Genomic DNA, 15,055 nt, shown 5'->3' on the forward strand with positions numbered 1-15,055 from the left:
TGGCTGGCAGCGTGCGGGTAGGGGGGCTCGAATAACATGGTTGGGTTGCCTGTAAGTCAGATGACCTGACCTACCCTAATCACGCCCATGAAAGGCCAGGCATACATAACCACTACATCGCACTTTGCGTTGCACGCTTATTTACCGGTGCTGCTCACGCAGGCGTTCTGCTCGTTGCCTTGCAGGTATGGCATCAACAGGGGCGCCATGCCTTTGAGCACCTGCACCGGCAGCGCCGAGGTGAAGGTGAAACCCTGCGCTGAACTGCCGGGCACGAAGGCGGTGAGCGTGCCGAAGTGGCGCTCGCCGATATAAAACACAAAGGTGGCGGTGCGGTTGATCGCTTTGGAGCTGAGAATGCGCCCGCCGGCACCGATGGCTTGGATACGGTTATCGCCAGTGCCGGTCTTGCCGCCCATGGCCAACGGTGTGCCGTCGGCGTGTTTGAAACTGCCGGCGACGCGTTTGGCGGTGCCGGCATCGACCACCTGGGAGAGCGCGCCGCGCAGGGCCGTCGCCACCTCGGAAGGCATTACTCGGCGGGCGCGGTCGGGGGCGTTGATCAGGCGGGTGTCATAGGGCGTACCGGCGGCAAAGTGCAGGCTGTCGATGCGCAGCACCGGAATGCGTACGCCGTCATTGAGGATGATGCCCATCAACTCGGCCAGCGCTGCCGGGCGGTCGCCGGAGCTGCCGATGGCGGTCGCCAACGATGGCACCAGATGATCAAACGGATAGCCCACCGCCTTCCAGCGCTGATGAATCTCCAGAAACGCTTCGATCTCCAGCATGGTGCGGATACGCCCGTCGCGGGCGCTCTGATGGCGGCTTTTGAATAACCAGCTGTAAACCTCCTGGCGTTCGAACTGACTGGCTTTGACGATCTCGCTGAACGTCGCGTCCGGATGGTTGAGCAGGTAGCCCATCAGCCACAGGTCCAGCGGGTGCACCTTGGCGATATAGCCCTGGTCAGGCAAGTCATAGGCGCCTGGGCCGTAGCTGTCGTACAGCGTGTCGAGGCGTTTGTCGGTGAGTGTCTGCTGGCCTTTGGTTCCCGCCAGGCGCGCACGCAGGAAGCTGTTGAAACTCTCGCGGCTGGCGTCGGGCAGCAGGTATCGGTGCACGGCCGCCAGGCGGATCGGTGTGGGGTGCAGACTGTCGAGGAAGGTTTCCAGGCGCGCCTGGGTGTCTTTTTTCTGGTACTTCTTCCAGAACTTTAGCAAGAAGGCGGTGCCTTCGCGGTCGGCGAATTGCGCCAGGTATTCCTGGCGGCGTGGCTCGCTGTCGTCCTTGAGCAACTGCGCGCTGTTGTTGGCGCTGGTGTAGGTGACGTAGCGCACCAGGTCGCGCATCAGGCGGATGAACGGCAGGTTGATCGACTCGCGCAGGGCATCGCGCAGGCTCGGGTTGCGACCGTTGTCCTGGTTACGAAAGTTATGGAAGCGGTGCAGGCCGCCACCGGTGAAAAAGCGCTCGCCGGGGCTGGCCGAATAGGTGCGGTCCAAGGCCGCTTCGAGCATGTCTGCCAGGGATTTGCCGGGATTTTGCAGCAGGTAGTCCACGGCCCAACGGCTGAGGCGGTCCTGCTCGGCGACCTCGACTTTTTTCAACGCTGCTGGCGCCAATGCGCCGTAGCGCTCATGTAGCTCGGCGATGATTTGCAGGTAGGTGGTCAGCACGCGCAACTTGGCGGTAGAACCCAATTCAAGCTTGCTGCCCTCGTTGATGTCGAACGGCTGGTCGGTGTTGTCGGTCTGCACCCGCACGCGCGCGCTGTCGGCGGTGCGCTCGAACAAGGTAAAGCTGTAGCGCACCTGCGGCGTGCTGGCGGGGGTGAGCAAGCGCTCGCCCAGCAGCCCGATCTCTTTGGCATAGGCCGGGTCGGCCAGTTGCTTGAGGTAGGCGGTAATCTGCTCCTGCAGTTGGCCTTGCAAGGTGCTGGTGGCGGACAGGTCCAGGCGGTCGAGGTCGTACAGCGGGCGATCGAGCAGCGCGGCCAGGCGGCTGCGGGCCACGCTGATGCCTTTGTTGGCCTCGATCTTCTGGGTGGTCGGTTGTTGCTGCCAGTCGCGGTAGGTGACCTGGCTGGCCAGCGCTGCCTTCAATAATCCGGGCGAGATCACGCCCTGTTGCGCCAGCAGTCGCAGGTGACTGTCGGTCAACTGCGCCAGCTCATCGCGGCCCTTGGTCAGGTAGTGGGACGGGCGGCGCTGGGCGATCATCAGCGACAACACTTGGCGCAACGCCAGGCCACGGGCCGCCAGGCTGGGCGCGGTGTTCGTGGTGTCGGCCAGGGCGCGGTTGACCTGGTTGAAGTCGGCGCCGTACCAAACCCGCAACCCCTCGGCCATGCCATGCACCTCACCGTGGCCGGGCACTGCTGACAGGGGCACACTGTTGAGGTAGTCGCGCACTACGTTCTGCCGCGCGACGAGGGTGTCGGGGCCGTGCTGATAGGCGCGCACGCTGGCCGAGAGCATCTGGCGCAGTTTTTCGCTACCCGACAAAGTGAGGCCGTCCGGCGAGTGACGGTACTTTTCCAACTGCGTGGCCAGGGTGCTGCCGCCCGCCGTTTGCCCTGGCAGGTGCAACTGGCGCGCCACCTGCGACCAGGCGGCCTTGGCAAATCGCGGCCAGTCTACCGCCGGGTTGGCCTGGGCCGGCTGCGGGTCGAGCAGCTCACGGTTTTCGATAAACAGCAGGCTATGCACCATCAACGCTGGCACGTCGCTGAACTGCGCATACAACTGTGTCGGGTAGTTGAACTGATACAACGGCGCGGCGCGGCAATCGGTGATGCTCAGCCCGGCCTGGATTTTTTCTGCGTAGGGGATAAAAAGGCCGTGGCGGCTGTAGTTCATCAGCGCCGCGGAGAAGCGTGCCTGGGACTCGATCACGTAATTACGCTTGAGAAGGCGCGTCAGGAAGTCGCCCAGGGCGCTGTAGCCCAGGCGCTGATCGAAGGGCCCTGCGCCGGGGTACAGGATCGCATCGCTGGCTCCGGGTTCGACGCGGTAGGTCAACTGCGCGGCCCATTGGCTGAGGGTGCGAGCTTGCCAGCGAGCGCTGTGCATCTCGCGCAACACGGCAAAACCCAGGGCGAGCAGCACCAGCAGCAGGATCAGCCAGAACAGCCGGCGCCATGGCCGAGGCGTTCTGAATTTTTTCGGCAATGGGGCGGGTGACGGGCTGTCGGCTTCAGCCTGGTGCGAGTCGGTTTGCCACAGTGCGCCCATAGTCGATTGATCCATTCATACAGATTGATCGGACTTGTCTGAAGCGTAGACGCGAATTGCCTTGCCTACGAAGTTTGTCGACGGGGCAGCACACAGCGCGTCATGGCAGGCGTTAATTGTCTAGGTCAGCGGGTCGCGCGGCGGCGGTTAGCGTTTGATTTTAACTGCCCTCAGAGTATCAACATGACCGCTTCCACCCCTCCAGCCGACTCACAGCGCCTCATCACGAGCGAGCAAATCGAAACGTTGTTTCGCGAACCGCCGTCATTGCTGGCGGTAGCGCAAGAAAGCGCCCAGGCCTACCTTGACCAGCATTTTGCTGAACACAGATGGCAGGCCGGTCTGATTTATATCGCTGCGCCCGCCGACACTGACGGTAGCCTCGTTTACCAGGCCTTGTCCGAGTGGCTGCTGCAACGCCTGGCCCTCGCCGGCCCGGTGTTGTTGGTGGCGGACTATCACGTGGTCGCCCAACGGGTGCGCGAGGTGTTTGTGGAAGGTGGCCCGAGCCTGGTTGAACTGGAACGGCTGATCAACCGTTGCGGCGCGCTGCTGTGGAGGACCTATGTGCAACGCCTGCAAGCCTGGTGGTCTGAAGAGTTGCCGGTGAACATGACGCGCTGGGGCTACCTGTCGGATGACCTGCTGACACTGCTATATGACTCACCCAAGCCGCCGGGATACAGCGAGGAGCAATTCGCCACACTGTTCCCCAAAACCCTGCTGCATCCGATTCGCCCGGATAACGAGTGGAGCGCCCACGGCGATGCATTGCGCGTGCAGGCGGTTTACCTGGCGGGGCCGCCCGTCGAGATGCTGCCGGTGCTGGTCCTTATTCACGGGCAACAGCGTTTGCTGTTCAGTCCGGCCAGTGGCCTGCACCCGCTGCGCGACGAGGACGAAATCGCTGCGTGGTTGCCGGCTTTTGCTGAGGGCGCGCGCGTAGAGCAATGGTTTGCCAAGGACGTTGACAGCGATCCGTTCGACGCCCTGGCCGCGAGCTACCTGGCACGTCAACTGCGCGATATCGACCGGATTGACCGCAGCCTGGCACTTGCACCGGGGCAGCATCAGGCGTTGCTCGACTACATCACCGATCCGCGACGCTGGTTCGTCGCCAGCCTGGGCGCACGTCAGCAAGCGCTGCGCAGCGCCATGCCGCTGTGGCTGGCCCACGCCGACGAGCAAGACAGCATCGCCTATGCGCGCCTGCTCCAGGCCCTGGTGCTGGCCCGCGAGCAAAATGGCGGAAAACAGTATCTCGACGGTATCGACTCGATCCGTCAGTTTGCCGATGACGCGCTCAAAACTTGCCTGCACGCGCAACCCGCGGCGCGCAAAGTGCTGCCTGCCGATGTCCAGCTGACCTTTAAACGCGTGATTGCCGCCGCAGTGCCGGTGCCGGGAGGTTTCATAGCGGGTGAGGTCGAGCTGATCACCGTAAGCCTGACCGAACTGGCGCTGGAAAACCTGGCCGGGTTCCCGCACACCGTCACCAGCATCACGTTGAACGACGCCCCGGCGCCCGGTTGGTTGACTTACGACCTGCTGAGCGGGTGTGTGCAAACGGCTGACGTCGGCCAGGCTTATCCGGCTTTGTTGAAAAGAAAGCTGTTGGATGATCCAACCGAAAACGCTCGGCGCTTGCAGTTGTTCAAGCGCCAATTACGCGTGCAGTTGCCGATGCTGGCGTTGGAACTGAAGATCAAGGACGAGCACGGCCTGACGCTGGATGGCTTCAGGCGCGTGCAGGCTGCGTTGCAATCGCGTCTGGCCGATCGTACGGTACAGGGCCAGGCAATGGCGCTGTGGCCGCTGGCGTTCAAGGCTTCGGCGGCTGCTGACGCCGATGAGGTGACCGCGCACTTCATCATTGGCCCAATTGCAGGGCAGGAGGGCGCGCACCTGCTGTACCGGCCATTGCTCGAACCGATGTTGCAGGAGTACGCGTCGATCCAAGCGTTGTTCGAGGCCATCAAGGCGCCAGGCCCATTACAGGACAGCGTGTTGACCTGGATCGCTCCGGCACGCCAGGCGGTCTACGCCAACGGCGGTTTCAATGAACCGCATATCCGTCGCTTTTTGCCTGGCGATGAGTTCGGCGTGTATGACAAACCGCCGGCGGCGCAACTGCACAAACAGTTGGGCACGCAAGGCCCCTGCACCCTGGTGTTCAACGGCACGGCAAAGGCTCTGGTTGCCCTGGCTGACCGGCAATCGGTATCGAACGCCGAACAACGCTGGGCCCATATGAAAGAGGTAGGTTGGCTGTTGTTTGCCAGTGTCCTGCCGTTGACCAGCGGGCCGTTGCAATTGGGCGGATGGCTGGTGCAATTGGTCGACAGCCTGCAGCAGGATATTCAGGACCTGGCCAGCGACGATGAACAGGCCAGGAACAAAGCCGTTACGGATGTACTGAGCAACCTGATGGCAATTCTTGCGCACCAGGCCACGCCCCACGCCCCCCATCAGGCGCTGCAACTGGAGCACCCCGTCTTTGCGCCGTTGGCACACGCCGAGCCCGCCGCGTCGGTGCCCGTTCGTGTCCCCGTGCCTGCAATGTTCCACACCCCGATCCGTTGGAGTAATGCGCGTAAAGACCTGACCACCGCGCAGAATGCTCGGGCACGCCGCCTGAGCCTCAGGGTTTTCTCCGGAGAATGGAGCAAGGCCGAGCAAAGCGGCCCGCGCCAGGGTTTGGTCTATGACACTTCCTTTTCACCACCGCAATGGCATGCCTTGGTACGCGGGCACGTGTACCGGGTGGTGGACGAGGCCAATGCGGTGCGGGTCGTCAGCGCCGATGGCCGCGAGAAAGGTCCCTGGTTGAAATCCTTGGGTGACGGGTATTGGGATTTTGATGCGCGATTGCACTTGCCAGGGGGCAATGCAGATTCCGCGCTCGAAGCCGAGCTGCAGGCACTTGAAGTGTCCGAGCCGAGCCTTGAACAGCAATATCGCGATGCTGGGCGCGCACGTGACAGGGCCGGTGCAGCCATGATCGTGGCGCGTAAGCTGGCGCGCGAATCAAAGGGCAAGGTTACCGAGGCACAGTTGGCGCAACTTGAGGAACGCTACCGCAAGGAAATGCAGAATAAGGTGACCTCCTCGCAACAAGAGCTGCAATTGCTGATGCGTTTGCGTGCGATCAAGCCACGGCCTCGGTATGAAGAAGAGCTTTGTGAAGTGCTGGAATCGCTGATTCTGGGCCTGCAATTACTGGATGCCGACACGCGTGAGCAGATGCTTCAGATCAATGCGCGCATCCGCCCTCTGCTCGATGTCCTGCAAGATGAGAGTGAGGACGAAGCCGGCTCCGATCTTAATCGCCAGGCCCATGCTGACCTGGACCGCAACATGCGTGAGCAAGTGGCAGCCGAGGAGGCGGCGATTCGCTGGCGCACGCTGGAAAAAACCTATATTGACCAACTCAAGGCGGTGCCGCGCTTTGGGCGCAACAAGGCCCGCGAGCTGCAAAATGACTTGGCTGCACGGCCTTCGGTCCTGGATTTGCAAGCGTTGCAAGTGACCACACTGTGGGGCATCACCATTGATATCGAAGGCCCACCGCTGGAGGGGGAGTTTTTTGACAGCTTGAACCAGGTGATCAATCGTGCCCGCTGGGCCAGCCGCTCCCTGGCGGACCTGGAGCATCTTTCCATCGCGCGGGAAGAACGTGTAGAAGTGCTCAAAAGCCTGGGGCGCATCTATGCGCTCACCGACGACCACATTCAGTTCTGGCGCGCCATGGCGCCGGACACCTTTGACTTGGCCAATCTGCAAAAACTCCAGACGTTGCTGTCTGGCCTGCACCGTCAGGTTGAGGAGCAACTGGCTGACCTGCTGGACACCGCCCCCGGCGTGGTGTCGGTCAAGGCAGACGCGGCAGGCTCGCGGCAAAAAAAGGTCATCCGCACGCGCAACCGCGATGTGTATGTGGCCCGGGTCAAAGGCCCGACCGGCACCGCAGAGTTGGTGGACGACAAGGGCAGTGTGATCGCCACCTTCACCGAGGCCGACGACGGCGTATGGGAAGCGGTAGAACCGCCGGCCAAACCCCGTACGGCCAACCCGCAACTGGGAGCGCTGGTGAACAAGGGCCTGCGGCTGTTGGCAGGCGTCGACAACGCGATTGCGAAGGTGCAAGGCATGTCTGACAGGTGTGAGCCCGAATCCCTGCAAGCCCTGTTGGCGGCGCAAGCCAACAGTCGGCGCATGGTGGCGGCGGATATCGACAGAAAATTACGCAGCCTGGACGTTTCACGGCTGGCCGCCACCCAGCAGGCCAACGCCAGGGTGCGGGCCAGCGACTTGCGGGCCGCGGCGACGCGCCTGGAGGCGGCGGGTGTCGAGGCCCGCGTCCGGGCCAGCAAACTCAAGCTGACGCGGGCCGAAGATGTCGATTTCCTGCACGCGCTCAATGAGGTGCGCATCCAGCGACAAGGTGCCCGCGTACGCCTCAAGGGCAAAACCGTGGATTTTCTGCAAGTCTATGTTGTGCAGGATGCGCAAACGGCGCAGCCGCTGTGTTACGCGCACTTTCACTATGGAACCCGCCTGGGCCCGGACGATCACTACACCGCCGCCCACATCAAAAGCCCCGAGCAGCAGCGCCTGGGGCGCCAGGCCCAGGCCGAAGCTGAAGCCCAGGCGTTCGCCCGAATGCGCAGCGGCCAGACCGGGCGCGTGCAGCAAACCCTGGACATCGACCGTGCGAGCATTTCCCGGCTGCTGGCCAGACGTTTGTTTTTCAGTGTGGACTGAACGGCACGCCGGTTCCCACATTTGAACGGCCTCGGGGTGCAGAACCGCGCCTTCATGTGCTTGCCCCCAGGTGTCCCGATCCTGACCGGTTATGCAATACTCTGCGCCGTTTTGCGCCGGGAAGGCCGATCTAGACGCTTGGTGCTTGCACCGCCCAAGCGGTTTTTCTCGGGGCTTATCGCCAAATTTCCCTGTTTATTGAGTGAAAAGACCTGACGTTAGCTTTTTATACTGCACGCCCGCTGACCTGTGCGCGTGAGTCGCACCAGGCGGATTTGCCCATGAGGCGAGTCCGGTCCAGCCGGTGTATCAGCCCATCCGCGGATACGCCCAGGCTCGGTGGCTAAATCCAATAACAAAATGAGGTTGTATTCCTATGCCTGTCGGCAAACCACTGCCCCCTGGCGAGACCGCTCAAGGCGGCCCGCTCAAACGCGAACTCGGCGAACGGCATATCCGCCTGATGGCGCTCGGCGCGTGTATCGGTGTGGGGCTGTTCCTGGGGTCGGCCAAGGCCATCGAAATGGCCGGCCCGGCGATCATGCTCTCCTACATCATTGGCGGTCTGGCGATCCTGGTGATCATGCGCGCCCTCGGAGAGATGGCCGTGCACAACCCGGTGGCCGGTTCGTTCAGCCGCTATGCGCAGGATTACCTCGGTCCATTGGCAGGCTTTCTCACCGGTTGGAACTACTGGTTCCTGTGGCTGGTGACCTGCGTCGCAGAAATTACCGCGGTAGCGGTGTACATGGGGGTCTGGTTCCCCGACACGCCACGCTGGATCTGGGCACTGGCGGCGCTGATCAGCATGGGCACCATCAACCTGATCGCGGTCAAGGCGTTCGGTGAGTTCGAGTTCTGGTTCGCGCTGATCAAGATCGTCACCATCATTGCCATGGTGATCGGCGGCGTCGGTATCATCGCCTTCGGTTTCGGCAATGACGGCGTGGCGTTGGGCATTTCCAACCTGTGGACCCATGGCGGCTTCATGCCCAATGGTGTGCAGGGCGTGTTGATGTCCCTGCAAATGGTGATGTTCGCCTACCTGGGCGTCGAGATGATCGGCCTTACTGCCGGTGAAGCGCGTAACCCGCAGAAGACCATTCCCAGCGCCATCGGCTCGGTGTTCTGGCGCATCCTGCTGTTCTACGTGGGCGCGCTGTTCGTGATCCTGTCGATCTACCCGTGGAATGAAATCGGCACCCAGGGCAGCCCGTTCGTGATGACCTTCGAACGTCTGGGCATCAAGACCGCCGCGGGCATCATCAACTTCGTGGTGATCACCGCCGCGCTGTCGTCCTGCAACGGCGGCATCTTCAGCACCGGGCGTATGCTCTACAGCCTGGCGCAGAACGGCCAGGCGCCGGCGACGTTCGGCACGACATCGAGCAATGGCGTGCCGCGTAAAGCGCTGCTGCTGTCGATCTTTGCCTTACTGCTGGGCGTGTTGCTCAACTACCTGGTGCCGGACCAGGTGTTCGTATGGGTGACCTCCATCGCCACCTTCGGCGCGATCTGGACCTGGCTGATGATCCTGCTGGCCCAGCTCAAATTCCGCAAAGGCTTGAGCCCGGCGGAGCAGGCGGCCCTCAAGTACCGCATGTGGCTGTACCCGGTCAGCTCCTACCTGGCTCTGGCGTTCCTGGTGCTGGTGGTGGGCCTGATGGCGTACTTCCCGGAGACCCGTGTGGCGCTGTATGTCGGGCCTGCGTTCCTGGTGCTGTTGACCGTGTTGTACTACGTATTCAAGTTGCAGCCCGCCGTCGCCAATAGCGGCGCGACCCGCTCCGTTTAAATGTGCGGGCTTGCCTGCGATAGCCATAGGTATCTACATAACTCTGTTAGCTCAACGGTAACCACGATGCGAAGCGAGCCGCTCTTGATCTGCTTTTGATCTTAGGCGCCCCGTTAAACCACGCTGGCCGGAATTCGACAGGGATTTGGGGGGTAAACCGGCAGGGATGCCGGTTTAGCCGCCCCGCGCCATGGATGGCGCGTGGCGGCGGCCCCCCAAATCACTGGCGGATTACGGGCACACCGAGCCTAAGCGAGGTGCCGAGTGGTGGGGCAAGAGCGTTTTGCTTACTTTGCCGCTTTTGCAAAGTGAGCCGCCGTCAGGGCGGAACCCTAAGTGGCCGTTACCGCAGCAATGGATATGTACACGGTCCAACTGTGTTGACTGTCAGGCCGTCTTCGCAGGCAAGCCAGCTCCCACATTGGATCGCGGGGCATCAGTTATATCTGTGTCGGCTGCCAGGCCGTCACGGGAGCAAGCTCCCTCGCCACAGATTTAGCGTCGTGCCGAAGTTGTGTAGATACCTATGCTGCGATAGCGGTGGTTCAGTTGCCATCCCGGTGTCCGGCGGCGTCGCTAACTATGTAGTCGTGACGACGGCGCGGCTGGCGTAGCGTTGGTCCAGGCGCTTGTTCAGGTCCAGCCATGCCGCCAATAAGCCCATCAACACAGCGCCCGCCAAGGCCGTGGATAACTTGATCGCCAGGCTGTCGCCGGCCATGGCATTGAGCATGTCGGCCAGTGGCGCCAGCACCACGCCCAGGCAAAACACTTCCAGGGAGTAACGCCCCATCCTCGCCAATTGCAGGGCCAGCCACTGCTGCGTCCAGCCGACGTCGGGGAGCAATTTGGCGGTGACGTAGGCCAATGCCAGGAAGTGCAGCAGGCGCACCGGGGACAGGTCGGTCTTGCTGATGGGGTACAGCCATTCGCCAATCACGCGTGGCATCCAGGCGTCATGCACCTCGGGCCAGCGCCAAGACAAGGTGATCACACAGGTCACCAACACGTAGAGCGCAGCGGCCACGAACAAGGGTTGGCGCAGCAACGGCCGCGCTTCGGCGCGGCTGGGTGAGCGCAACGCGGCTGCGCCGCCGAGGATGAACAAGCATTGCCAGGTGATGGGGTTGAAGTACCACACTCCGCCGTTGCTCGCGGGCAAATTCCAGCCCTGCCAGGGCGCCAGCAGGTACACCGCCACCGAGATCGCCACCATCACGTTGGGCACATACACCAGCAGTGGCAGGGTGAGCGGCAGGCTCAGAATCAGCACGATGTACAACGGCAACGGGTCGGTGAGGTAGGGCTTGAAGCGCAGCAGCAATTCATCCATCAAGGCCTGCTGGGTATTGCCGAGAAAATGCCCCAGGCCCATCTCCTGCACCAGGTCGCGGGTCTCGATATGGCTGTTGGCGAAAACCACGATGCCCATCAACAGCGCCAACAGGAAAATATGCGCCACGTAGAGCGTCCACACCCGACGCAGGATTTTCAGGCAGGCGAAGAGATAGCCCTCGCGCTGCAGAATCTTGCCGTAGGCCAGCACGGCTGCGTAGCCGGCCAGGAACACGAAGATTTCCGCGGCGTCACTGAACCCGAAGTTCTGCACGGTGATGTTGGCGAGAGGGTTGTGGGGCACGTGATCCCAGAAAATGAAGATCAACGCCAGGCCCCGAAAAAAGTCGATGCGCGGGTCGCGTCCGTTCAGCATGGCAGCGGGCTCTTGAACAAGTTGTTGAATGACGATAGGTGAGCGCGGGCGTCGCCGCACGTCGGGCGGGCGGAGGTTGGCGGAATTTGTAAGCAATTGCAAAGGCTGGGTATTACTGAATGTCTCAGTTGTGTGTGGGCTGCCTGCCACCTCTTTACGCTTGGTATGCCGGTTTCCTTGGGCCGCTAGTTGCTGCTCATGACCTGCATGGGTGGCCTAACCCTGGGGATGGTTAGGGCCCATCTGCGCATGCGGTTTTTTCTGTCGCGTTGGGAGGTGATTTCTCCGAAAGAGTTAACGCGGCGCACAATGGCGACAAATTTCAATAACGGCACGTGAACTTCCTTGTTTCAACGATGCCGTCGGTGGGCCGGTTCAGCGAGCAGTGGGTATGCTCAGAAAGCGTCCATCAGCAAGACCCTGCACGGTTTGGCCTGATACGCATTGATCTGGGGTACCAATCGGGTGAAGTGCTCGGTCTGGCAATGCGCATCCAGCGCTGCCTGATCAGGCCACTGTTCGATAAAGACGAAGTGCCCGGGGTCTTTTTGATCGACAAACAGATCGTAGGCGATGCACAGCGGTTCCTGGCGGGTTTTTTCCACCAGTTCAGCGTACCAGGGCCGCACGGTTTCCAAATGTTCGGGCTTGATAAAGTCTTCAGCGATGACTTTCAACATGGCAGGCCTCCGTCAGGCAGCAGCGATTTCATGCGGCTCAAAACTGTCCGCCCGCGCCATCTGCCACATCCGCGAATAAAACTCGCCGTTCACTTCCCCGGTGAGCAACTCGCCGGGCTTTAGGAACACATGCAACTGCGAAAACAGCTTGATCTCCGTCGCCGACATCCGACGTACCAAATGCTTGGCCGACAACTGCGACGGATGCTCCAGCCCGGCGGCGGCGAGCATTTCTGCCAGGGCATGCAGCGTGTTGCGGTGGAAGTTGAACACGCGCTGGGCCTTGTCCGGCACCACCAGCGCGCGTTGGCGCAGCGGGTCTTGGGTGGCGACGCCAGTCGGGCATTTGTTGGTGTGGCATGACTGAGACTGAATGCAGCCGATGGCGAACATGAAGCCGCGTGCCGAGTTGGCCCAGTCGGCGCCGATGGCCAGGACGCTGGCGATGTCGAAGGCGCTGACGATCTTGCCGCTGGCGCCGAGCTTGATCTTGTCGCGCAGGTTCAGGCCCACCAGGGTGTTGTGTACGAACAGCAGGCCTTCGCGCAGCGGCACGCCGATATGGTCGGTGAATTCCACCGGCGCGGCACCGGTACCGCCTTCCTTGCCGTCCACCACGATAAAGTCCGGAAGGATGCCGGTTTCGAGCATGGCCTTGGCGATGCCCATGAATTCCCACGGATGGCCCAGGCAGAACTTGAAGCCCACGGGTTTGCCGCCGGACAGTTCGCGCAACTGAGCGATGAACTGCATCAGCTCGATCGGCGTGGAAAACGCGCTGTGACGCGACGGCGAGATGCAGTCTTCACCCATCATGATGCCACGGGTGTCGGCGATTTCCTGGGTGACCTTGTGCTTGGGCAAAATCCCGCCATGGCCGGGCTTGGCCCCTTGGCTCATCTTGATTTCGATCATGCGCACTTGGGGGTTCTGAGCCTGCACGGCGAAGCGTTCGGGGTCGAAACGGCCGTCGCTGGTGCGGCAGCCAAAGTAGCCGCTGCCCAGTTCCCAAGTGAGGTCGCCGCCGTTTTCGCGATGGTAGGGGCTGATGCTGCCTTCGCCGGTGTCGTGGGCAAAGTTGCCGAGCTTGGCGCCGTGGTTGAGTGCCCGGATCGCGTTGGCGCTCAATGAGCCGAAACTCATCGCCGAGATATTGAACACCGACGCCGAGTACGGCTGTGTGCACTGCGGGCCGCCGACCATCACGCGAAAACTGCTGGGGTCGCTCAGTGGCGCAGGGCGCATGGAGTGGCCGATAAATTCGAAGCCTGACTGGTACACGTCAATCAGGGTGCCGAAGGGTTTGTCTGCCGTTTCGTTCTTGGCGCGCGAATACACCAGCGAGCGCTGGGCGCGGGAGAAGGGCAGGGCGTCGCTGTCAGACTCCAGCAGGTACTGGCGGATTTCCGGGCGGATGGTTTCTACCAGGTAACGGATATTGCCCAGGATCGGATAGTTGCGGCGCACCGCATGGGGGCTTTGCAGCAGGTCGACAATGCCGATCAGGCTGAGTACACCGGTGACCAGCGTGATCGGCCACAGCCATTCGTGTTCGATAAAGGGGAGGCTGGCGAGGGTGAAAATGACGCACACAGCAAAGAAGGCGTAGCGGCTTAACAAGGACAGGCTCATACGGTTTCCTTGGGTTCGGACTCTTCAGGTCGATTAACCATTCTGCACCTGTCGACAAAGCACGGACAAGGATTGATCGTCCAGTCAGCTATTTGAGCCTCTGCGTATTTGTACCGACAAAAAACTATCAGCTTGATCAGGAACGTATTGCTGCCCCGTCACCATTCATTGAGTGTCTGGTTGTGACCGGGCGCTGTGAAGTAAGGACACTTTATCAAGAAGGAATTTATAACGACCAAAACGAGTGACTTACCTATGACGACATCGATAGCGGTAGGGAATGCTTTTTCCAATGTCTGGAATTCTGCCCCCTCCAGCCACGATTGGAATAAAAGCCAGTTAACCGGCCCGCTACGGGAGCAAATTGCCCAAGAACACAAACGCATGGAAGGTATCGAAAAACCCGAGCAGGATGTGAGCCGAAAGCCGGAGATCGCCACAGGCCGCCCACCGGGTGATAACCGCACCGCCGAACAAATCATCAACGATAATCCGATCCTCAAAAACCTGGGTCATCAAAAAGATATCAATCGCTCATTGGCTTACAAACTTCTGGGGGATTGGACGAGTAACAACAAAGACCCGGACGCACGGGCTGATGCAGCCTTCAACGCTGCGCGGGTGCTCAACTATATTGATTCGTCGTTATCGGCTGACGGCGAACACCGAGGCAAGGCCCACGGAAATGGCGACCTTGAAGGCATTACCCGTAGCGGCGACGCTCGGCACGGTACACCTGCAGGCATGTGGAAAGACTTTACGGAACAGGGTTATTTAGCCTTGCGTGAGCATCACCGTCTGGATAGTACCAGCGACACCCATGTCAGGAAGGACGGCACCAACAAAGATAACGTGCAGTGGGCTGCCGGCGAGGCTGGAAAGAGAACCCGGTTTATCCCTGGGCTCAGCAACATTCTTCTAGGTATTGGCGATTCGGAACCGGGAGTGATCGGAGCTATCAAAGGGGCCAAGGCGGGTTTTGACAAAACTCGGGCTGATGGTTTCGATGAAGCGCTCGCCAGCGCTACGAGAGGAAATCTTGTGGGCGTCGTTAAAGGGTATATCAATGCCGTGAAGAACAACGAAGCCAAGCCGAATGAGGCCCAGTCAACACTGGATAAGATCAGCAGTTAAGCCAGTTTGGTTTAATGGTTGGACGCCACAGGAAATGGATTTCCAGAAGGCCCAAGGCCCCTCGTGTTATACCTTTATTGCAATAGGTTCTCGTTTGTCTGTG

7 protein-coding genes are annotated in these 15,055 nt (G+C 61.0%); 3 read left to right on the forward strand and 4 right to left on the reverse strand.

Annotation, left to right across the window (positions count from 1 at the left end):
- Positions 1-137: 137 nt before the first annotated feature.
- Positions 138-3,236, reverse strand: a complete 3,099-nt coding sequence (locus CLM72_RS05890; protein ID WP_105225883.1) for a transglycosylase domain-containing protein — start codon at positions 3,234-3,236, stop codon at positions 138-140.
- A 183-nt stretch (positions 3,237-3,419) separates the two neighbouring features.
- Here CLM72_RS05890 and CLM72_RS05895 point away from each other — a divergent pair, with 183 nt between their 5' ends.
- Both CLM72_RS05895 and CLM72_RS05900 read left to right on the forward strand, forming a co-directional pair.
- A complete protein-coding gene (locus CLM72_RS05895) occupies positions 3,420-8,000 on the forward strand; it encodes a hypothetical protein (protein WP_105225884.1) in 4,581 nt (1,526 codons plus the stop codon).
- Between the two features lie 376 nt (positions 8,001-8,376).
- Positions 8,377-9,795 (forward strand): amino acid permease, encoded by a 1,419-nt coding sequence (locus CLM72_RS05900; protein WP_105225885.1) that lies wholly within the window; start codon positions 8,377-8,379, stop codon positions 9,793-9,795.
- A gap of 580 nt (positions 9,796-10,375) precedes the next feature.
- Here the strand turns inward: CLM72_RS05900 and CLM72_RS05910 are convergent.
- From CLM72_RS05910 to CLM72_RS05920, 3 genes are all read right to left on the reverse strand, one after another.
- The gene (locus CLM72_RS05910) at positions 10,376-11,506 is read right to left on the reverse strand and encodes an OpgC family protein (protein WP_105225886.1); all 1,131 of its coding nucleotides are present in this window, start codon (positions 11,504-11,506) and stop codon (positions 10,376-10,378) included.
- 395 nt (positions 11,507-11,901) lie between these two features.
- Positions 11,902-12,186 carry a putative quinol monooxygenase gene (locus tag CLM72_RS05915; protein WP_105225887.1) on the reverse strand — a complete coding sequence of 95 codons (285 nt, stop codon included), beginning with the start codon at positions 12,184-12,186 and terminating at the stop codon, positions 11,902-11,904.
- A 12-nt stretch (positions 12,187-12,198) separates the two neighbouring features.
- Positions 12,199-13,818 carry an FMN-binding glutamate synthase family protein gene (locus tag CLM72_RS05920; RefSeq protein ID WP_105225888.1) on the reverse strand — a complete coding sequence of 540 codons (1,620 nt, stop codon included), beginning with the start codon at positions 13,816-13,818 and terminating at the stop codon, positions 12,199-12,201.
- A 255-nt stretch (positions 13,819-14,073) separates the two neighbouring features.
- Between CLM72_RS05920 and CLM72_RS05925 the strand changes: the two genes are divergently transcribed.
- On the forward strand, positions 14,074-14,952 hold the full coding sequence (locus CLM72_RS05925) for a hypothetical protein (protein ID WP_105225889.1): 879 nt from the start codon (positions 14,074-14,076) through the stop codon (positions 14,950-14,952).
- The last annotated feature ends 103 nt before the right edge of the window (positions 14,953-15,055 follow it).

This window comes from Pseudomonas sp. MYb193 (assembly GCF_002966775.1).
In the GTDB taxonomy this organism is placed as follows: Bacteria; Pseudomonadota; Gammaproteobacteria; order Pseudomonadales; family Pseudomonadaceae; genus Aquipseudomonas; species Aquipseudomonas paracarnis.

Excerpts from the sequence above, each read along its gene's own strand:
- CLM72_RS05915 (WP_105225887.1), bottom strand. The coding sequence starts at position 12,186 with ATGTTGAAAGTCATCGCTGAAGACTTTATCAAGCCCGAACATTTGGAA.
- CLM72_RS05910 (WP_105225886.1), bottom strand. The coding sequence starts at position 11,506 with ATGCTGAACGGACGCGACCCGCGCATCGACTTTTTTCGGGGCCTGGCG.
- CLM72_RS05925 (WP_105225889.1), top strand. The coding sequence starts at position 14,074 with ATGACGACATCGATAGCGGTAGGGAATGCTTTTTCCAATGTCTGGAAT.
- CLM72_RS05900 (WP_105225885.1), top strand. The coding sequence starts at position 8,377 with ATGCCTGTCGGCAAACCACTGCCCCCTGGCGAGACCGCTCAAGGCGGC.
- CLM72_RS05890 (WP_105225883.1), bottom strand. The coding sequence starts at position 3,236 with ATGGGCGCACTGTGGCAAACCGACTCGCACCAGGCTGAAGCCGACAGC.
- CLM72_RS05895 (WP_105225884.1), top strand. The coding sequence starts at position 3,420 with ATGACCGCTTCCACCCCTCCAGCCGACTCACAGCGCCTCATCACGAGC.
- CLM72_RS05920 (WP_105225888.1), bottom strand. The coding sequence starts at position 13,818 with ATGAGCCTGTCCTTGTTAAGCCGCTACGCCTTCTTTGCTGTGTGCGTC.